Annotated in this window: 16 protein-coding genes; 10 read left to right on the plus strand and 6 right to left on the minus strand. The window is 70.8% G+C overall.

From position 1 onward, the window contains the following. Position 1 precedes the first annotated feature (1 nt). The gene (locus tag OO60_RS28645; RefSeq protein WP_244885597.1) at positions 2 to 1,777 is read left to right on the plus strand and encodes a glycoside hydrolase family 76 protein; all 1,776 of its coding nucleotides are present in this window, start codon (positions 2 to 4) and stop codon (positions 1,775 to 1,777) included. Here OO60_RS28645 and OO60_RS28650 read toward each other — a convergent pair. Next, complete coding sequence (locus OO60_RS28650; RefSeq protein WP_003098629.1) at positions 1,774 to 2,244, minus strand: MarR family winged helix-turn-helix transcriptional regulator; 471 nt, start codon at positions 2,242 to 2,244, stop codon at positions 1,774 to 1,776. The genes OO60_RS28645 and OO60_RS28650 overlap by 4 nt on opposite strands. 82 nt (positions 2,245 to 2,326) lie before the next feature. On the opposite strand from OO60_RS28650, the gene OO60_RS28655 reads away from it, so the two are divergent. Beyond that, entirely contained in the window at positions 2,327 to 2,968 is a 642-nt protein-coding gene (locus tag OO60_RS28655) for an FMN-dependent NADH-azoreductase (protein ID WP_003098626.1), read from the plus strand. Positions 2,969 to 2,972: 4 nt separating this feature from the next. On the opposite strand, the gene OO60_RS28660 is transcribed toward OO60_RS28655, so the two are convergent. Then, the gene (locus OO60_RS28660) at positions 2,973 to 3,689 is read right to left on the minus strand and encodes a M24 family metallopeptidase (RefSeq protein ID WP_003098624.1); all 717 of its coding nucleotides are present in this window, start codon (positions 3,687 to 3,689) and stop codon (positions 2,973 to 2,975) included. A 101-nt stretch (positions 3,690 to 3,790) separates the two neighbouring features. On the opposite strand from OO60_RS28660, the gene OO60_RS28665 reads away from it, so the two are divergent. Continuing rightward, complete coding sequence (locus OO60_RS28665) at positions 3,791 to 4,297, plus strand: hypothetical protein (RefSeq protein WP_003098621.1); 507 nt, start codon at positions 3,791 to 3,793, stop codon at positions 4,295 to 4,297. Positions 4,298 to 4,362: 65 nt separating this feature from the next. Next, positions 4,363 to 4,983, plus strand: coding sequence for a response regulator (locus OO60_RS28670; protein WP_003098618.1), 621 nt, complete (start codon positions 4,363 to 4,365; stop codon positions 4,981 to 4,983). Here OO60_RS28670 and OO60_RS28675 read toward each other — a convergent pair. Then, the gene (locus tag OO60_RS28675; RefSeq protein ID WP_003098615.1) at positions 4,964 to 8,320 is read right to left on the minus strand and encodes an indolepyruvate ferredoxin oxidoreductase family protein; all 3,357 of its coding nucleotides are present in this window, start codon (positions 8,318 to 8,320) and stop codon (positions 4,964 to 4,966) included. The two genes, OO60_RS28670 and OO60_RS28675, sit on opposite strands and share 20 nt — an antisense overlap. 152 nt (positions 8,321 to 8,472) lie before the next feature. Here OO60_RS28675 and OO60_RS28680 point away from each other — a divergent pair, with 152 nt between their 5' ends. The 3 genes from OO60_RS28680 (at position 8,473) to OO60_RS28690 (ending at position 13,130) form a co-directional block, all read left to right on the plus strand. Then, entirely contained in the window at positions 8,473 to 8,913 is a 441-nt protein-coding gene (locus OO60_RS28680; protein WP_003098607.1) for an Lrp/AsnC family transcriptional regulator, read from the plus strand. Positions 8,914 to 9,200: 287 nt separating this feature from the next. After that, positions 9,201 to 12,653: a hypothetical protein gene (locus tag OO60_RS28685; RefSeq protein WP_420835574.1), complete on the plus strand. Its 3,453-nt coding sequence runs from the start codon at positions 9,201 to 9,203 to the stop codon at positions 12,651 to 12,653. 30 nt (positions 12,654 to 12,683) lie between these two features. Then, on the plus strand, positions 12,684 to 13,130 hold the full coding sequence (locus OO60_RS28690; RefSeq protein WP_033262487.1) for a hypothetical protein: 447 nt from the start codon (positions 12,684 to 12,686) through the stop codon (positions 13,128 to 13,130). Positions 13,131 to 13,232: 102 nt separating this feature from the next. Here OO60_RS28690 and OO60_RS28695 read toward each other — a convergent pair whose 3' ends face one another. The 3 genes from OO60_RS28695 to OO60_RS28705 all read right to left on the minus strand — a co-directional run bounded on the left by OO60_RS28695 (position 13,233) and on the right by OO60_RS28705 (position 16,690). Next, positions 13,233 to 14,123, minus strand: a complete 891-nt coding sequence (locus OO60_RS28695) for a hypothetical protein (RefSeq protein ID WP_240490766.1) — start codon at positions 14,121 to 14,123, stop codon at positions 13,233 to 13,235. 177 nt (positions 14,124 to 14,300) lie between these two features. Continuing rightward, the gene (locus OO60_RS28700) at positions 14,301 to 15,920 is read right to left on the minus strand and encodes a thiamine pyrophosphate-binding protein (RefSeq protein ID WP_003098598.1); all 1,620 of its coding nucleotides are present in this window, start codon (positions 15,918 to 15,920) and stop codon (positions 14,301 to 14,303) included. Next, positions 15,917 to 16,690: a cyclase family protein gene (locus tag OO60_RS28705; protein WP_003098597.1), complete on the minus strand. Its 774-nt coding sequence runs from the start codon at positions 16,688 to 16,690 to the stop codon at positions 15,917 to 15,919. The genes OO60_RS28700 and OO60_RS28705 overlap by 4 nt, the downstream gene beginning before the upstream one ends. 111 nt (positions 16,691 to 16,801) lie before the next feature. Here OO60_RS28705 and OO60_RS28710 point away from each other — a divergent pair, with 111 nt between their 5' ends. The 3 genes from OO60_RS28710 to OO60_RS28720 are packed head-to-tail and all read left to right on the plus strand — an operon-like array spanning position 16,802 to position 19,068. Then, a complete protein-coding gene (locus OO60_RS28710) occupies positions 16,802 to 17,197 on the plus strand; it encodes a GntR family transcriptional regulator (RefSeq protein WP_003098593.1) in 396 nt (131 codons plus the stop codon). Between the two features lie 9 nt (positions 17,198 to 17,206). Continuing rightward, positions 17,207 to 18,088 carry an ABC transporter ATP-binding protein gene (locus OO60_RS28715; RefSeq protein WP_003098591.1) on the plus strand — a complete coding sequence of 294 codons (882 nt, stop codon included), beginning with the start codon at positions 17,207 to 17,209 and terminating at the stop codon, positions 18,086 to 18,088. Then, entirely contained in the window at positions 18,085 to 19,068 is a 984-nt protein-coding gene (locus OO60_RS28720) for an ABC transporter permease (RefSeq protein ID WP_003098589.1), read from the plus strand. Before OO60_RS28715 ends, OO60_RS28720 begins: the two co-directional genes overlap by 4 nt. The last annotated feature ends 5 nt before the right edge of the window (positions 19,069 to 19,073 follow it).

Raw genomic sequence — 19,073 nt, forward strand, 5'->3', positions numbered from 1 at the left:
GATGCGGACATTGCTCGTGCTGCTGCTCGTCCTCGGTTTCCCGGTCCCCGCTGCCGCGGCGGCCGCGACCGTCTGCGTCACCTACTGCGACACCCGAGATCCGTCGCAAGCCGCGCGCGAAACCTTTCCCCTCCCGGACAAGGTGATCAACGGCCGAGTCCTGCGGCTCCACGCCGACGATCCCGACGGCATGGCCTGGGCGAGCATCGACCAGGGCGTCCCCGGGGACGCCGTCTGGCTCGACCGCTCCTGGGACGGCGGTGCCACCTGGGACGGGCTGCTGGGCAAGGCGAGCATCCCCGGCACGTGGACCGGCACCCGCACGCTCATGTACAACCTCACCGATCCCGCGCACCACCGCCGCGGTCTCGTCCGGGCCTGCGGGGACGCGCAGGCCGTCGGCTGCACCGCGTGGATCTACCCCGACGTCTGCGACACCGCGTGCGACCGCAGCGCCCCGGCGGCGGGGGACAGCCAGCCGGTCGCCGCCACCACGCTCTCCGGCCGCACGATCCGGCTGCACTTCGACGGCCGCGGCCTGGCCTGGGCAGGCATCGAGACCGGCGGGGCCGGGGACGAGGTCTGGCTCGACCGGTCCTGGGACGCCGGTGCGAGCTGGCCGGACGGCTCGTCCCTGGGCCGCACCAGCGTGCCCGCGGGCGCCACCGCCACCCACACGGCGGCGTTCGCCACCCGCGACCCCCGCGGACGGCTCTCCGGCGGCGCGGTGCGGGCGTGCGGGCGCGAAGCCACCCACGCCCAGGGCAGCTGCACGGCCTGGGCGCGGCCGGCGACGACCCGCGCGGCCGGCGCGCTCGACGCCCTGATGTGGTCCTACGACCCGTTCACCGCCTGGTGGCCGTCGAGCTGGTGGAACTCCGCGGTCGCCGTCACCGCGGTCGCCGAGGCGGGCGGGGCCGACGCCGCGCTGGCCCGCACCTTCGACGTCAACCGCGTCGCCTTCCCGGCCGGCGCCCGCAGTTCCGATCCGATCGACGGGCACTTCGTCAGCCGCGCCATCGACGACAGCGCCTGGTGGGGCCTGGCCTGGATCGCCGTCTACGACCGCACCGGCGATCCGCGCTACCTCACCGAGGCGACGACGATCGCCGGCTACGTCCACGGCTTCTGGGACACCGGCACCTGCGGCGGCGGGGTCTGGTGGGACCGCGAGCGGACGTACAAGAACGCCGTCACGTCGGGCCTGTACCTGCGGCTGACCGCGTCCCTGCACCGGCGGATCCCCGGCGACACGGTGTGGGGCGCGCGGGCCCGCACGGCGGGCGACTGGTACCTCGGCAGTGGCCTGGTCAACGCCGCCGGCCTGGTGAACGACGGCTTGACGGCGTCGTGCGCCAACAACGGCCAGACCGTCTGGACGTACAACCAGGGCCTCGGCATCGGCGGCCTGCTGGAGCTGTGGCGCGCGACCGGTGTCCAGTCCTATTTGGACGCAGCGGAGCGGCTGGCGGACGCGGCAATCGCCCGGCTCACGTCGAACGGCGTGCTCGTCGAGTCCTGCGACACCGGCACGGGTTCCTGCGACGACAACCAGAAGCAGTTCAAAGGCATCTTCATGCGGTACTTCGGTGATCTCGCCGCCGCGACGGGCTCGGCGACCTACCGGGCGTTCGCGCAGAAGCAGGCCGACGCGCTGTGGACGGGTGACCGGGACGCGCTCAACCGGATCGGCCAGCGCTGGACCGGCACTGCGCCGAACGTGACGGACTGGCGCACGCAGGCGTCCGGGCTCGAAGCGATCCTCGCGGCCGGCTAACAGATACGGGGTTCCCGGCAGGCTTCCGCCGCGCTCTTGCGGGTCGCCTGCTGCAGCAGTTCGTAGAGCGTCTCGCGCTGGTCGTCGCTGAGGGCGCTGAACACCTCGTCCTCGACCGCGGTCAGCGCGAATTCGGCCCGTGCGAGCAGCTTTGCGCCGACGCCGGTGAGCTCGACGACGTGGCGGCGGCGGTCGGCGGTCGAGCGGCGGCGCTCGACGAGGTTCTCCGCTTCGAGGTCGTTCAGCAGCCCGACGACGTTCGTGCCGTCCATCTCGAGGATCTTCGCCAGGTCCTGCTGCGAGCTCTCGCCGTGGTCGCGCAGGACCGTGAGCGCGATGAGGTGCCGGGGCCGGATGCCGAGCGGCGCGAGCACCGTCTCGCTGCGCAGCCGCAGCCGGCGCGCGACGTGGTCGATCAGCGCGCCGCTCCGGTGGGGTGGCTGGTTGACGACCGGCAGCGAGGACATGTGCCCAGTATATGGGCACAGCGATGGTCGGTGTGCTATGAATGGCTTGTCCTACACCAACGATCTATGGACGGCTAAGAACATGGCGCATCTCCTCCACATCGACTCGAGCATCCAGGGCGAGCGCTCGGTGAGCCGCCGCCTCACCGCACGGGCCGCCGCCGCGTGGCAGGCCGCGCACCCCGGCGGCACGGTCACCTACCGCGACCTGGGCGCGGACCCCCTCCCGCACGTCGACACGGCCGGCGGCCAGGCCGGCGTGGTGCCACCCGAGCAGCACACGCCGGAGCAGGCGGCGGCGTGGGCGCGGACCGTCGCGGTCGTCAACGAGGTGAAGGCGGCCGACACCGTGCTGCTGGGCCTGCCGCTGTACAACTTCGGCGCGCCGAGCAGCGTCAAGACGTGGGTCGACCACCTCATCGCCCGGGGCCTTTCGGTCGACCCCGAGACCTCCGCCGGCCTGCTCGGCGGCCGCGAGTTCGTCGTGCTGGCCAGCCGCGGGGGCGGCTACGGCGACGGCACTCCCCGCGAAGGCTGGGACCACGCGCAGCAGTGGCTGCCCCACGGCGTCGCGCTGACCGGCCTCGAGCCGCGGTTCATCACGGCGGAGCTCACGCTGGCGCCGGTCCGCCCGGCGCTGGCCGAGTTCATCCCGCTCGCCGAGGAGAGCCTCGCGGCGGCGGAACGCGCCATCGACGAGCTGTGGGTGCCTGCCCGCGTCTGACCGGTCAGGAGCCGGCGGCGGGCCCGAGGGTCAGCAGCTGCTCCAGGAACCCGCCGATGCCCAGCTCGCGGTCCACGAGGTGCACCTCGAGGATCCAGTGCGACGTCTGCCCGTTGCGGTCCGGCCGCCGCATCGGGTAGTCGCTCCCGGGCGCGATGTAGGACTCGAGGCGGTCACCGTCGATCGTCTCGTGCGGGAACTGCCCGACCAGGTGGCCCGCGATGGCGCCGCCGAACTCCCAGCCCGCCTCCCGCGCCAGCTCCACCATGTGCGCGTACAGCTCGGCACCCGTGATGTCCGGCCGCGCGGCGAAGTACGCGCGGCCGGCGTCGAACACCACCGGCAGGGTGTCCCGCAGCCGGAGCTTGACCGGGTCGTCGCCGAGCACGTACGTCCGGCCGAAGTCCGCTTCGAACTCCTCGAAGATCGGGCCGAAGTCGGCGAACACGATGTCGTCCTCGGCGAGGACCCGGTCCGGCGGGTTCTCGCGGTACGGCCGCAGCGTGTTGACCCCCGCCCGGACGATCCGCTTGTGCCAGTACCGGCGGATGCCGAGCAGCTCACCGGCCAGGTCGCGGATCGCGTCGCTGGCCTCGGTCTCCCGGACGCCGGGAGCCAGGATGCCGCGCTCGACCACCGCCGCGAACAGCTCGACCGCCTTCTCCTGCGCGTCCAGCAGCCGTTCGGCGCGTACCGTCTCGTCCTCGACCAGCTCGCCCATGGCCCCGACGGTAGCAACGCCCGGCGCGGGCGGTACCGTGCCGCGGCGGGCGGACTGGCAGACTGCGGCGTGGAGCCGCACCTGGGCGAGGAAGGTCAGGTTTGAGCGCGCACACCTCCCAGATGGACGACATCCGGCTCGTCGCGCAGCCCAGCGCGCTGCCGGTCACCGAGCTGTTCGTCCGCCTGATTCTCACCGACTGGTCCCTGCTGCCCATGCTGGAGCAGGTGACGGCCACCGCGAGACGGCTGGTCGGGGCCGTGATCGACGCCAGTGACCCGAAGGCGCCCGCCTTCGTCACGCTGCGGCTGCGGCTGCGCGCCGAGGTGCTTTCGATCGAGGTCGACGACGACGTCCCCGGCCGGCCCGACACGCCGGCCCGGCCCGGCGAACGGCTGGGCGTGTCGCCCGCCGTCGGCGGCGGGCGCACCACCTGGTGCGAACTGGCGCTGCCGGGCGGGATGACCGCGCGCCAGGTGCGCCTGCCGCGGCGCCAGGACCGCCGGACGCTGGTCGACGAACCCGTCTCCGGCGACCCGGTGGCCGCGGATCCCGAGGTGCTGGAGCGCCTCCTGACCCGGCTGAGCGGCTGGTCCGGCCAGGGCTGAACACTTCCGCCCGCGCGTCCGTGCATCCAGGCAGGGGGTGACGTGGACGCGAGGAGGCAGCCGCCGTGCGGATCGTGATCGCGGAAGACGACGCCCTGCTGCGGGAGGGGCTGGTGCTGCTCCTGCGCAGCGAGGGGTTCGAGGTCGCCGCCGCCGTCGACCACCCCGGTGACCTGGTGACGTCGGTCGCGGCCGAGGCCCCGGACCTGGCCGTCGTCGACGTCCGGATGCCGCCGACGTACACCGACGAAGGGCTCCGCGCCGCCCTCGAAGCCCGCCGCCGGGCACCGGGCCTGGCGATCCTCGCGCTTTCGGCGTTCGTCGAAGACGGCTACGCGGGCGACCTCCTGGCCGCGGCCGGCGGCGGAGCCGGCTACCTGCTCAAGGAGCGCGTCGGCAAGCCGGACGAGTTCCTCGACGCCCTCCGCCGCGTCGCCGCCGGCGGCACGGTCCTGGACCGAGACGTCGTGGCGGTCCAGCTGGCCCGGCCCCGGCCGGGCGACCCGGTGGCGACGCTGACCGCGCGCGAGCGCGAAGTCGTGGCTCTGCTGGCCGAAGGCCACTCGGTGCCCACGATCGGCAGGCTGCTCGGCATCGGCACCGCCGCGGCCCGGCAGCACGCCGGGGACGTCAGCACGAAGCTGCGCGTCCCCGACGGCGCGATGCTCAGCTACCTGCGGGCGTGAGGATTTCGGCCTGCCGTTCGCGGTATCGGGCCACGTTGGCCAGCTTGACATCTTCGTAGCCGCGGACGAGGTCGGGCAGCTCCGCGAGGGCCCGCGCGTTGCCGCGGTCGCCGGCGTGCAACGCCTGCAGGACCACCCTGCGGTAGTCCTCGACCAGCTCGCGCTCGACCTGGCGCACCTCGGCGCGGCCGAACGGGTCGAACCGGGTGCCGCGCAGCCGCCGCAGCGCGTGCAGCAGCCGGAACGCCGGGCGGAACCACGGCCCGAGGGCGATCTTCCGCTTCATGCCGAGCGCTCGCAGCACCGGCGGGTGCAGCCGGTAGGCGTACTGCGTGCCCACTCCGAATTGCTCCTCGAGACCGTCGGTGAACGCGGGGTCCAGCGACAGCCGGGCGACCTCGTACTCGTCCTTGTAGGCCATCAGCTTGTACAGGTGCTTCGCGACGGCCTCGGTGATCTCCGTCGGCCCGTTCTCCAGCACCCGCACCCGCTCGACGAACTCCGCGTACGCGCGGGCGTAGGCCTTGTTCTGGTAGGCGACCAAGTCGGGGATCCGGATGTCGAGCAGCCGCGCCAGCTCGGAGCCGGGCTCGGCGTGCACCAGGGCTTCCATCGCGTGCGGCTTCGTCGTCGCGGGCGCCGGGCCTTCCGCCTGCGGCTCGGCGACGAGCCGCCGGCCGTGGCGGAACGCCTGCAGGTTCGCCGCGACCTGGGTGCCGTTCAGCTCGATGGCGCGTTCGATCACCGACGCGGGCAACGGGATGGCGCCGGTCTGGAAAGCGGCGCCGAGCTGCAACACGTTCGCGAATTGGTCGTCGTCGAACAGCGCCTCGGCCAGGCCGCGCGCGTCCAGCGACACCGTCCGCGCCGCCGCTGCTTCGAGCGGCGCGAGCACGCTGCCGGCGTCCGGGAAGGACACCGTCGTATCGACGACCATCCGGCCGGTCGGCACCTCGGTCGTGGAGACGACGGCGGTCGTGCGGGCCGGGTCGGCGACGCCGAGGTTCGCCGCGTCCGCGCCGACGAGCGCGTCGCAGGCGAGGTAGAGGTCGCACTCGCCGGCGGCGAGCTTCGGGGCCTGCTCGACCGGCTCCGCCGTCACCTTGAGGTCGGAGACGACCGCGCCGCCCTTCTGGGCGAGCCCGGTCTGGTCGAGGGTGCGGACGTGCCGCCCGTCGAGCACCGCCGCCGTGGCGAGGATCTGCGTCACGGTGACGACGCCGGTGCCGCCGATCCCGGTGATCCGCACGGTGAAGTCCTTCTCGGCGAACCCGGGCGCCGGAGTTGCGTCGGCGGCCAGCTCGGCGGTCTTCCGGCGGCGCTTGCGGCCGGACGGCACCACGGTGACGAACGAGGGGCAGTCGCCGGCCAGGCAGGAGTAGTCGACGTTGCACGACGACTGGTGGATCGCGGTCTTGCGGCCGAATTCGGTGTCCACGGGCTGCACGGACAGGCAGTTCGACTTGGTGCCGCAGTCGCCGCACCCTTCGCAGACGCGTTCGTTGACGACCACCCGCGTGGCGGGCGCGGTTTGCTTGCCGCGACGGCGTTTCCGGCGCTTCTCGGCCGCGCACTCCTGCTCGTGGATCAGCACGGTGACACCCTTGATCGCGGCCAGCTCCTCCTGCGTGCGCAGGATTTCCGCGCGGTCGCGGACTTCGACGCCACGCGGCAGCTTCCGGTGCTTCGCCGCCGCGTCGCTGGTGATCACGACCCGCTTCGCGCCCTCGACGAGCAGCAGCTCCGCGACCTTCTCGACGGGCAGCCCGCCGACGGCGTCCTGGCCGCCGGTCATCGCCACGGCGGAGTTGTAGAGCAGTTTGTAGGTGATGTTCACCCCGGCAGCGACCGCCGCGCGCACGGCGAGACTGCCGGAGTGGGTGAACGTGCCGTCGCCGATGTTCTGGACGAAGTGCTCCGCTTCGACGAACGGCGCCATGCCGATCCACTGGGTGCCTTCGCCGCCCATCTGCGTCACGCCGAGCACGGTGCCGACCTGGTCGGGCTCCATGAACAGCGCCATGGTGTGGCAGCCGATGCCGCCGCCGACGAGGGTGCCTTCGGGGACCTTCGTCGACGAGTTGTGCGGGCAGCCCGAGCAGAAGTACGGCGTCCGCGCGAGCAGCGGGACGGCGATGCGCTCACGGCGGCGCCGTCCCCGGTAGGCGTCGACCGACGGGATGCCGGCGGGCAGCACCCTGGCCAGCCCGGCGGCGATGCCGTCCGGGTCCAGCTCGCCGAGCTCGCTGAACAGCGTCCGGCCGTCGTGGTCCTTCTTGCCGATGATCCGCGGCGCGTTCGCACAGCCGTACAGGACCTCCTTGAGCGCGGTTTCGACGAACGCGCGTTTCTCCTCGACAACGATGATGTCGTCGAGGCCGTCGGCGAATTCGCGGACGATCGTGGGCTCAATCGGGTGGATCGCGCCGAGCTTGAGCACGCGGATGCCGTGCTTGTCCAGGCCCAGCACGCGCATGGCCTGCTGGAGGTCCAGATAGGACTTTCCGGCGGAGACGATGCCGATCCGGTCGGCGGCACCGCGTGCGGTGATCCGGTTGACCCCGCTCGCGCGCAGGTACTCGAGGGCGAGGGGCAGCCGGACGGTGAAGAGGCTGCGTTCCAGCTCGGCGAGGCTCGCGCCGAGCAGCCGGGACGTCGGCGTGTGGCGGTACCCGCCGTCGAGCCCCGGCACGCTCCACTGTGGACTCACTGTGGCGGTGCCGGAGGCGTCGGCGACGTTGGCGACGACCTTCAGCGACGTCCACAGCCCGCTGGCCCGCGACAGCTCGACGGCGTGCATCCCGAGGTCGAGCACGTCCTGCGCGTCGGCGGGGAAGAGCACGGGGATCGCCAGGTCGGCGAGCGCGAGCTCGGACGCGCACGGAACGGTGGAGGACTTGGCGTTGGGATCGTCGCCGACGAGGGCGACGGCGCCACCACGCGGATCGGTGCCGGCCAGGTTGGCGTGGCGGAGGGCATCGGAGGCGCGGTCGAGACCGGGTGCCTTGCCGTACCAGAAGCCGGTGACGGCTTTGCGGCCGCCGGCTCCCGCGACGAGCTGGCTGCCCATGACGGAGGTCGCGGCGAGCTCTTCGTTGAGCCCGGGCCGGTGCACTACGTCGTGCTTCTCGAGCAGAGTCGAGCGGCGCCCGAGTTCGAGGTCGTAGCCGGCGAGCGGCGAGCCCTCGTAGCCGGAGACGAAGACGGCGGGATCCCCACCGCGGGCCCGGTCGTGCCGGACGCGGTCGAACAGCAGCCGGACGAGGGCCTGCAGCCCGGTCAGGTGCACGGTCCCCGCCTCCCGCAGGTAGCGGTCCTCCAGCGTGAACGTCTCCACGGCGCGGCTCCCTTCGCCTCGGTGCGCTTCGGGGGAGGGTGCGATGCAGACCACACTGACGCAACAGGCTTCGCTGTTCTGCTCGTCTTGGCGCAAAATTCGGCGATCTATGGTGTCATTTGACGCCGAATTTTGCGTGTAGGCTCTCTTGCATGGCCGAAGAGCTGCTCGACGCGACCGACCACGAGATCCTCGCCCTCCTGCGCGAGGACGCGCGCCGGACGCTGTCCGACATAGCGGACCGGGTCACCCTGTCCACGGCGGCGGTCAAGCGCCGCATCGACCGGCTGCGCGAGACCGGCGTGATCACGGGGTTCACGGTCCAGGTCGACCACGCGAAGCTCGGGTGGGGGATCGAAGCGTTCACGGAGCTGCGGTTCGTGGGGAACACGAAGGTGGCGGAGATCCTCCGGACGACAACGCGGATGCCCGAGGCCCAGGCGGTGTTCACGATCGCGGGCGACCCGGACGCGCTGGTGTGGCTGCGGGTACGGGATATGGCGCACCTGCAGAAGACGATCGACGAGATCCGGCGGCAGCACCAGGTGACGGGGACGAAGACGTTGATCGCGCTGGAATCGTGGTCGCGTTAGTACTCGGCCGCATCAGCACATAGGGAATCCACAGCTCGCCTCCGGGGACGTTTCCGCGACGCTCGGGTGACGCCCTGCTGGAACTCTTACCCGTGCCTGTGTAGCGGGAGAGGAGTCCCTCAATGCCGCCGCCACTGTTGGGCCCGGTGAAACGGCCCGTTGCGGTGACTCCGGCGGTGGCGACCCCGGCTGTGACGACTCCGCCGACACCGGTCAGGACCCCTCCGGTCCCGAAGAAGCCGCCGCCACCGGCCGCGTCGAACGCGGCAATGCTGGCCGCGTTGCGTGTGGGCGACAGGAAACCGCCGGCCGAGCCGACGCCGGAGGAGTTGCAGGCCAAGGTCGGCAACGGTGCGGTGGCGGCCGGGCTCAACCGTAGTCCGGGCACGGACCCGAAGTTCGGGGTGCTGAAGAAGGACGTCGCGCGGAAGAAGCGCGCGGTCGCGACGTCGCATCCCCCGGCGAGCAAGGAAGCGGCGTCGGCGCAGGACGCGTCGGTGCCACCCAAGGACGACGCGGTCGCGCAGGGCAAGACGGCCAACGCCGAGAAGATGAACGACGCGAAGCCGAAGGACTTCGACAAGGACGCGTTCATCACGGCCGTCGAGAAGGCGATCGCGGACAAGGCGCCGAAGAACCTGGACGAGGCGGACAAGTTCGCCGACTCCGACAAGCCGGCCGCGATCAAGCAGGACGTGCAGGGCAAGGTCGGCGAGGGCAAAGCGGACTCGGCCGAGCAGATCGCCACCACCACGGCCGCGCCGCCGGACACGTCGGCCGCGGAGGTGAAGAAGGTCGTGCCGATGGCGGCCGACCAGCCGCCCGGCGCGCCGGGCGCCCCGGATCCGGCGAAGGCCACGCCGGACACGCTGCCCCCGTCGGCTACCGACATGTCGGCCGGTCCCGCCGCGGTGAACCGGCGGATGGCCGACGCGCAGGTGACCGAGCCGCAGCTGCGCAAGTCCAACGAGCCGGGTTTCACCACCGCACTCGAGGACAAGAAGACCGCGGAACACCACTCCGAGACCGCACCCGGCCGGCTCCGTGAACACGAGGCCGCACAGCTGAACGCGACCACCGCGCAGGCCAAACGCCTGGGCACGAACGCGATGGGCGCGATCGCGGTCCAGCGGGTGCGCACCGGCGCGAAGGTCAGCACGGGCAAGACCGGCGCGAAGTCCCGCGACGAGGACAAACGCGCGCAGGTCACCGCACTCCTGCAGAAGTGCTTCGACACCATGAAGACCGATGTCGAAACCATCCTCACCGGGCTGGACAAGCTGGTCGACGACCAGTTCACCCGCGGTGAGAAACAAGCCCGCGACGCGTTCACCGCCGAACACCGCCGCAAGATGGACGACTACAAGCACCGGCGCTACGGCGGCTGGGACGGCTGGATCAAGTGGGGCCACGACAAGTTCTTCGGCCTGCCCGAGGAAGCGAACCTGATCTTCGTCGAGGCCCGCGACCACTACGTCACGGCCATGCGCCAGGTCATCTCGGACGTGGCCGACACCATCGGCCGCGAGCTGGGCCGCGCGAAAACCCGCATCGCGAAGGGCCGCGAGGAGCTGCAGAACGAGATCAAGACGCTCCCCGAGGATCTGCAGGCCATCGGCAAGGAAGCGGCCGCCGGGTTCTCCGACCAGTTCGACGCATTGACCCAGTCGGTCGATGACAAGGCCGGCGAGCTGGTCGACACCCTGGCCACCAAGTACACCGACGCGGTCAAGTCCGTCGATGACGAGATCGCCGCGGAGAAGGAGAAGAACGAGGGCCTGGTCGACAAGGCCATCGACGCGGTCGCGGGCGTCATCAAGACCATCATGGAGCTCAAGGACCTCCTGCTCGGAATCCTCGCGAAGGCCGCGCAGGCGGTCATGGGCATCATCCGCGACCCGATCGGCTTCCTGGGCAATCTGATCACCGGCGTCGGCGGCGGCCTGAAGCAGTTCATGAAGAACGCGGGCCGCCACCTGGAGGCGGGTGTGCTGGCGTGGTTGCTGGGCACCGCGGCCACCGCCGGCATCCGGCTGCCGACGAGCTTCGACGTCATGGGCATCCTGACGTTGCTCGCGACCCTGCTCGGGTTGACGTGGGCCAACATCCGGTCGCGCATCGTGCGCAAGGTTCCCGAACAGGCGGTCGCCGCGGCGGAAACCGCCGTGCCGCTGGTGCTGGAAGTCCGGAAGCGCGGCGTGGCCGGTATGTGGGACGACCTCAAGACCCGCGTGGGAGATCTGAAGCGGGACCTGATCGGCAACCTCGTCGACTACCTGCTGCCCACGATCATCATCGCGGGCATCACCTGGATCGTGTCGCTGTTCAACCCCGCCTCGGCGTTCATCCGCGCCTGCAAGATGATCATCGACATCATCCGGTTCATCGTCACCAACGGCCGCCAGATCATCGAGTTCGTCAACTCCGTGCTGGACGCGGTCATCGCCATCTCGAAGGGCAGCACCGGCGGCGTCGCCGCCAAGGTCGAAGCCGCGCTGGCACGGTCGATCCCGGTGCTGATCGGGGCACTGGCCGCGATCCTCGGTATCGGCGGCATCGCCGGCAAGGTCAAGCAGATCTTCCAGAAACTGGCCCGCCCGGTGAACAAGGCCGTCGACTGGGTCGTCGACAAGATCGTCGGCCTGGTCAAGAAACTCTGGGCGAAGCTGAAAGCCCCAGGCAAGAAGGTCAAGGACAAGCTGAAGGCCGGCGCGAAGAAGGTCAAGGACAAGGTCAAGTCCGCCGGAAAGAAGCTCAAGGACAAGTTCGGCCGGAAGAAGGCTCGGCCCGACCAGGACAAGGACCGCGAGCCGGAACCAGGCAAGAAGAAAGGCGAGGCCAAGCCCAAGGACGACGACAAGGCGGAGGAAGCGCCGCCGCCGACAGTGGAGGTCCCGTTCCAGCTGGCCGGCGCGGCCCACACGCTCACGTTCACCCCGAAGGGCGAGGACGTCGACGTCGTCATGGCGTCCAACGTCGCCAGACTGCAGGAGAAGTTCCAGGACGCGCACTGGGCGCTCGCGCACCTCGACGCCTACATCGGGTCGATCCAGGACGAAACGGTGAAGGCGGCCTACCACGCCCAGTTCGGTGCACGACTGGAACAGATCGTCGGCGAGGACATCTCGGCCTACAAGGCCGCGTACAAGAAGATCTTCCAGCACCGTGAGCGCGAGGGCAAACCGGTGTCCCGCAAGACCCGCACGGAGGCGCGGCAGAACATCCAACCGCTGATCAAACGCGCACAGCAGTTGTTGCACGACATCATCGCCTGGGCCGGGAAGCAGGGCATCCAGGACCTCAGCCGCAAGGAGATCGAGAACACGATCGACACCAAGGGCAAGGAGATCTGGGAGAAGCGGTACAAGGAGATCAAGGCGGAGGTGGACAGGACCATAGCCGGCTTCAACGGTCGGTATCGAGGCAAGGAGCTGCACTACGTCGGCAGCATGAGCCGCGGTTATCGCGGCCCGCACAAGGGCCTGACCCGGTTCAACCTCAAGGATTTCGACGTCGACCTGTTCGTCGTGGACGCGGAGGAGTTCGACCGGGTCAGCCGGGAAGGCGTGCATCGGGGAGACCCCCTATACGTCGACAAGGACAAGGTGTTCCCGACGCCCGAGGACACCCCGGACCTGCTGGCGATCAGCCTCGACATCATGAACGCGCTGAAAGTCATCTTCCCGGACAACCCGGGCATCGAAGACACCACGATCGTCCTGCGCAGGAGCGCGAAGTAGACTTGCACCACCCGGCTACCTGGAGAACGCATGAAGCGGACGGTCCTGCATTTCAGCGTCCGACGTTATTCGGAGATGTCGCTCGAGGAGATGGCCACCCGGGTGGAAAAGGCTCTCGGTTGTCGTTTCGAGAAGGGCGAGCTCAACGACGGCGACGCCTTCATCGCGCATTTCCTCGGGCTGAACGTGCACCTCTACGACTGGCGGGGACTGGGCGACCGGGTCGTGTTCGTCCTCGCGAGCGTGCTCGAGGAGTACGGCATGCTGCGGGGGCCCGGCGGGGAGCACGTGGAACTCGAGGTACAAGAGATCGGCGACGCGATCTCAGCACTGCTCGCCGTCCGAGAAGGCGGCGACTGGCACCCGGTCAGCGACGAGGAGGTAGCCGCCGAGCGCGAACACGGCGGCCGGATCAACGAACGCTTCCGCCGCCAGGAAGAAGAAGGGGCCAGGCGCATCAAGAAGCGCTACCGCTAGTACTGCAACGGCAGTCGGGTGAGTGGGTAGCCGCTGCCCTTTGCAGCGCGAACACGGAACGGCCCGCAGCCCCACAGCTACGGGCCCACGCCCACGTCCGCCTTACCCCCGCAGCAAAACTCCGGAAGTCCGCTCCCGCGCAAAGAACGTCTCCGGCCATTCGATCGAGTCCGGTGGCGCATCGATCGCGGTCGCCCTCCGGCGCAGCTCCGTCAAGTAGTCCGTGTCCAGCACCGCTCGCGCCGACAATGGCTCGCGCAGCAACAGATCCGCCGGGCCCTCGTACAAGTACGCGTCCACGCCCGGATACCCTCGCGTCCCCGGCGGGTACTCGCGGTTCACCGGGAAGTACGTCGTCTCCAACGCCCCGAGCCATGATCCCTGCAGGGGCACCAAGGCAGGCCACGATCCCAACTGCCGCTCCAGCCGTGCGTTGTCCGAAGTGAACCCGCGGTGGTCTGCGATGACGTACGCCGCTCCCGGGTACTCGCGCTCGATCTGGGCCACCGCTCCGCTGCCGCCGTCGTGGGTCAGGTGGCCCAAGCCGAACAGCATCAATGCCTTGCGCCCCTTCTGCAGCACCTGCGTCTTCACCACCGAGACGATCGACGCGTCCCGGTCCAGGAACGGCTCCAGGTTCGCCGGTGTGTGGACCCTGCTCCAATCGATCGGTGGGTCGGCTGCTAGCACCCGGATCTTCCGCGCCGCCGGCTGCGTTGTGTTCACCTGGCGGACCAAAGCGAACAACTGCTCGTAGAACGTCGAAAACCCACAACTCGGCTGGGTTGTGTCGCGCCAGACATGGCTGATGTCCGGGACGTCGCCGCCTCCGGTGTACGCGTCCAGCAGTGGCTGGAGGCGCGTGTTGCCGCACTCCACCACGATGTCGTTCACCCGGCCCGGAAACCGGGGGTCGCGGATCAGGTCGAACACGAACGGGCCGACGTCCGGGCTGGACTTGGCCACGATCGAGTGGGTGTCGAACGCCGCCAACAGTGCGGCTGCCGGGTCCGGGCGGGCGTTGGGCTGCCCGGTAGCCGGGGCCGCGGACAGCGTGAGGGCCGCGAGTACGGCCAGGAAGAGTCGCATCAGATCGTTTCCCCATTGTCTTAAGACAGTAAGACAGTGAGGGCAGCATCCAGGGTGAGCGCCAGCGTTGTCAAGGGTGGGTCAGTGGCGGAACGCCTCCGCCAGCCACCACGATCCGCCGTCGTCCGCGATCTTCGCGTCGATGACCAGCGGTTGCGCTCGCGGTCCCGTCAGCCACTCCCGTACCGCCGACAGGTCCTCCGGCCGGCGCACCGTGACGCCCGTGCAACCGAAGCCGCGGGCGATCGCCGCCAGGTCCGTGTCCGGGAAGCGGACCGTTGTCATGTCGGCGTCGCCGAAGTGGTGGACCTCGGCGCCGTACGCCGCGTCGTTGTACACGATCACCACCAGGGGGAGGTGCAGGCGGACTGCTGTGTCCAGTTCGGACAGTGCCATGTGGAATCCGCCGTCGCCGGTGCCCAGGACCGGGAGGCGGTCCGGGCGGGCCAACGCTGCTCCGATCGCCGTCGCCAAGCCCAGGCCGATGCTCTGGAATGCCTGTGTGAAACAGAACCCCTGCTCGTCGGGTACCGACAGGTACGCGCTCGGGTAACCCATGAAGTTGCCCGAGTCGATCGAGACGATCCGGTCGGCCGGCAGCAGCTCGTCCAGCTGCCTGCTCAGCGTGCGCGGGTCGATCCGGCCGTCGCCGGAGAGGTCTTCGTGCTCCACGTCGTTCCAGCGGCCGGTCGCTATCCGTGCCGCGACGTCGTCCGTGCGGTAGCCGGACTGCGGGGGAACCGCAGCGAGCACCTCCGATGCGGTGCAACCCACGTCACCGACGATGCCGAGGTCGATTGGGCGGTGTGCGCCCAGGGCCGCCTGCTCGACGTCGACCTGTGCCAGCTTTGCGTGCGGGCTGAGCAGCTTGCCGTGGCGGGTCGTCCACATGTTCAGCGCGCACCCCCAGCCCACGACCAGGTCCGCGCCCACGATCAGCTCGGCCGCCACCGGGGAGGCGAACCCGCCCGAGATGCCCAACGCGAACGGATCGTCGTGGAACAGGCCGTGCGCAACGGCGGACGTCGCCGTCAGCGCGCCGCACCGTGCGGCCAGCTGCCGCAACGGTTCGCGGCTCGCGCGGGCGCCGCGGCCGGCGATGAACACCGGCCGCTCGGCGGCCGTGAGGAGGTCCGCGAGCGCCGCCACCGATCGCGCGTCCGGCCGGATCGGTGCCGGTCCCGGAATGTCCGGCAGCGGGGACTCCGGCGGTGCCGGCTCGGCCTGGACGTCGAGGGGCAGGTTCAGCACGACCGTCCGCCGCTGCTGCACCGCCGTCCGGAACGCCCGCACCGTGTCCGCCACCGCACTCGCGGCCGAATGCACCCGCTCCGGCACCGCGCCGACCGCGGTGGCCAGGCCGTCCTGGTCGATGCGGAAGTTCGACAGCACCGAAGCCCCCGCCGAGTCGGCCGCGAGCACCAGCATCGGCGTGCGGCTCTTCGCCGCCTCGGTGATCCCCGTGACCGCGTTGGTCAGGCCGCAGCCCTGGTGCAGCGACAGCACCGGCACCTTGCCGCTCATCCGTGCGTAGGCGTCGGCCATGCTCGCCGCGCCACCCTCGTGGCGGGCCGCGACGAACCGGACGCCGCCCGCGCGCAGCGCGTTCGTCACCTCGAAGTTGCCGCTGCCCACCACGCCGAACGCCATGCCGGCGCCCAGTTCCGCCAGGGTCCGGCCGACCAGTTCGGCGACGTTCACCGCTCCACCAGGGCCAGCACGCGGGCAGGACTGCCCGACCCGCCGACGATCGGCAGCGGCGAGACCACCAGCAGCACGCCCGTCGGCGGCAGCGAGGCCAGGTTCTGCAGCTGCGTCAGGCCGTGCTTGCCGGCGCCGAGCAGCAGCTCGTGACACGGGAACATCGGCTCGAGCCCCGGTGCCTGGCCCGCGTCGGTGCCGACCGTCTCGACGCCGAGCCCGGTGATCGGCGTCTCCTCGGCGAGCCAGCGGGCGCACTCCGGGGACACGCCCGGCGTGTGCGAGCCGGACTCGTCGGCGTTGAGGAACGCCGCCTGGTCGGCGCTGCGCGCGTCCCAGCCGGTGCGGTAGAGCAGCCAGCCGCCGTCGGGCAGCGGGCCGTGCTCGGCCGTCCAGGCGCGGACGTCGTCGACCGACAGGAGGAAGTCCGGGTCCGCGGCCGCCCGGGCCGAGAAGTCGAGCACCACCGCCGGGGCCACCAGCGTCTTCAGCGGTACCTGTGAGACGTCGTGACCGTCTTTCCCGGACACCCAGTGCACCGGGACGTCCAGGTGCGTGCCGGTGTGCTCGCCGGTGTGGATGTCGTTCCAGTACCAGCGCGGGCCGCGTTCGTCGTAGCGGCTGATCTCCTCCAGCCGGAACGGGATGGTGTTCGCGAACGGCTCCGGCAGCTGCAGGATCGGCGTGCTCGAACTCAGGGGAGCAGTCAGGTCGACGATCTCGATCGTCCCGCCCGCGATCGCCTTGCTCAACCCGTCCAGCAACGACATGCCTGCCTCCCGGTGTGTGCGTTCCGGCAGCCTATGACGAAGGGCGGGTCCTTGACAGCGGCTCGCCCGAAGGTGTTGTCTTAATGTCGTAGGACAATAGGAAGGTGTCGGGTGATCGAGTTCGTCCTGGACGGCCGCTCCAAGGTCGCCACGTACATGCAGCTCGTCGTGCAGGTGAAGCAGGCGCTGCGCGTCGGCCTGCTGCGCCCCGGCGACCAGCTGCCGAAGGTGCGCGACGTGGCCCAGGCGCTGGCGATCAACCCGAACACCGTGCTCAAGGCCTATCGCGAGCTGGTGCTGGAGGGGCTCGCCGAAGGACGGCCCGGGGTGGGCACGTTCGTCACCGGCAGCCTGGCCGGCCCGTCGCTGGCGAACCAGGCGGAGCTGCGCGACGAGCTGGTGGCCTGGCTCGGGCGCGCCGAAGCCGCGGGGATGTCCGGCGACGACATCGCCGCACTGATCGAGACCACGATGCGCGGCGCACGGGCGCCGCAGGACCTGGCGTAGGGGAGTCGGATGGAACTGGCGGTGGAGACCCGGGGTCTGGGGAAGCGGTACGGGCGCACCTGGGCGGTGCAGGACTGCACGCTCGAACTGCCCGCCGGCCGGATCGCGGCCCTGGTGGGCCCGAACGGCGCGGGCAAGACGACGTTGCTGCACCTGCTCGTCGGGCTGCTGCGGCCCGACGCGGGGGAGGTGCGCGTGTTCGGCCGCGACCCGCGGGCCGTGCTCGCCGACGTCGGGTTCGTCGCGCAGGACACCCCGCTGTACCGGGACTTCACCGCCGCCGAGCTGGTCACCATGGGCGGCAAGCTCAACCGCCGCTGGGACGCCCCGCTGGCCCGCGACCGGCTGGCCAGGCTCGGCATCCCGCCGGACAAGCCGGTGGGGAAGCTGTCCGGCGGCCAGCGTGCCCAGGTCGCGCTGGCCATGGCGCTGGCCAAACGGCCGCGGCTGCTGCTGCTCGACGAGCCCATCGCGAGCCTGGACCCGCTGGCACGCCGCGAGTTCATGCAGACACTGATGGGTGCCGTCGCCGAAAGCGAGACGACCGTGCTGCTGTCGTCGCACCTGCTGGCCGACCTCGAGCGCGCCTGTGACCACCTCGTCGTCCTGCAGCAGTCGCGGGTGCAGCTCACCGGCGGGGTCGACGAGCTGCTCGACACCCACCGCACCCTCGCCGGCCCGCGGGCCGGCAGCGGGTCCATCGCCGGCGTCGCGGCGGTCGTCCGCGCGAGCCACACCGAACGCCAGTCGACGCTGCTGGTCCGCCGCGGCGAGGGCCCGATCGATCCACTGTGGACGGAGCATGGCGTGACCCTGGAGGACGTGGTGCTGGCGTACCTCGCCGAAGCCGACGCCCGCGTCCCGGCGTCCGCCTGGGAGGTGCCGGCATGATCTGGCTGACCTGGCGCCAGCACCGCAGGCAGGCGCTGTTCACCCTCGGCGCGCTGGCCGTGCTCGCCGCGATCATGGTGCCCACGGGCCTGGCGATGCACACGAAGTACGACAGCCTCGGCCTGGCCGCCTGCCGGGCCGCGCTCGGCACCGCGCCGATGATCACGCAAACCGAGGCGGTGGCCCGCTGCGAAAGCCTCGGCCACCAGTTCCAGGACCAGTTCAGCGGCCTGCTGTTCGTCGCCGTCCTGTTCGTCGTCCTGCCCGTGCTGGTCGGCGTGTTCTTCGGCGCGCCGCTGGTCGCCCGCGAGGTCGAGCAGGGCACCCACCGTCTCGTGTGGACGCAGGGGGTCAGCCGCCGGCAGTGGGCGCTGGCGAAGTTCGGTCTCGTCGGCGCGATCACCGCGGTGCTGGCCGTCGGGTACGCGCTGGGCGTGTCCTGGTGGTTCCAGCCGCTGGCCGGCGCGACCACCGGCCGGCTGACCTACCTCACGTTCGACGTCCAGGGGATCGTGCCCGTCGCGTACACGCTGTTCGCGCTCGGTCTCGGCATCTTCGCCGGGACGTACTGGCGGAAAGTCCTGCCCGCCATGGCCGTTTCCCTGGCCGGGTTCGCGGCGGTCCGGGTCGCGGTGGAGGTGCTGGCCCGGCCGCGGTACCTGCCGGCGCAGACCCTTTCGTTCTCCCCGTCGGGCACGCAGACGCCGAATCCCGCGTCGGGTGACTGGGTGATGCAGCAGGGTGTCCGCAACGCGGCGGGGCAGCTCGTGCTGCCGGACGCGCAGATCGGCCCGTGCCCGCCCACCGGGTGCGGGGCCGGCCCGGGTGCCGGGGACGCGGGACCGGGTGCGTACAACTGGCTGCAGTACCAGCCGGGGGACCGGTTCTGGCTTTTCCAGGGCATCGAAGCGGGAATCTTCGTGCTCCTGACCGCCGCGCTGGTGTTCTTCGCGCTCCGCCGCCTGCGCACCATCGCCTGATCCGG

This window comes from Amycolatopsis vancoresmycina (assembly GCF_000716785.1).
GTDB classification, from domain to species: Bacteria; Actinomycetota; Actinomycetes; order Mycobacteriales; family Pseudonocardiaceae; genus Amycolatopsis; species Amycolatopsis vancoresmycina.

Coding starts and splice junctions, on each gene's coding strand:
- OO60_RS28645 (WP_244885597.1), top strand. CDS start 2: ATGCGGACATTGCTCGTGCTGCTGCTCGTCCTCGGTTTCCCGGTCCCC.
- OO60_RS28650 (WP_003098629.1), bottom strand. CDS start 2,244: ATGTCCTCGCTGCCGGTCGTCAACCAGCCACCCCACCGGAGCGGCGCG.
- OO60_RS28655 (WP_003098626.1), top strand. CDS start 2,327: ATGGCGCATCTCCTCCACATCGACTCGAGCATCCAGGGCGAGCGCTCG.
- OO60_RS28660 (WP_003098624.1), bottom strand. CDS start 3,689: ATGGGCGAGCTGGTCGAGGACGAGACGGTACGCGCCGAACGGCTGCTG.
- OO60_RS28680 (WP_003098607.1), top strand. CDS start 8,473: ATGGCCGAAGAGCTGCTCGACGCGACCGACCACGAGATCCTCGCCCTC.
- OO60_RS28690 (WP_033262487.1), top strand. CDS start 12,684: ATGAAGCGGACGGTCCTGCATTTCAGCGTCCGACGTTATTCGGAGATG.
- OO60_RS28705 (WP_003098597.1), bottom strand. CDS start 16,690: ATGTCGTTGCTGGACGGGTTGAGCAAGGCGATCGCGGGCGGGACGATC.
- OO60_RS28715 (WP_003098591.1), top strand. CDS start 17,207: ATGGAACTGGCGGTGGAGACCCGGGGTCTGGGGAAGCGGTACGGGCGC.
- OO60_RS28720 (WP_003098589.1), top strand. CDS start 18,085: ATGATCTGGCTGACCTGGCGCCAGCACCGCAGGCAGGCGCTGTTCACC.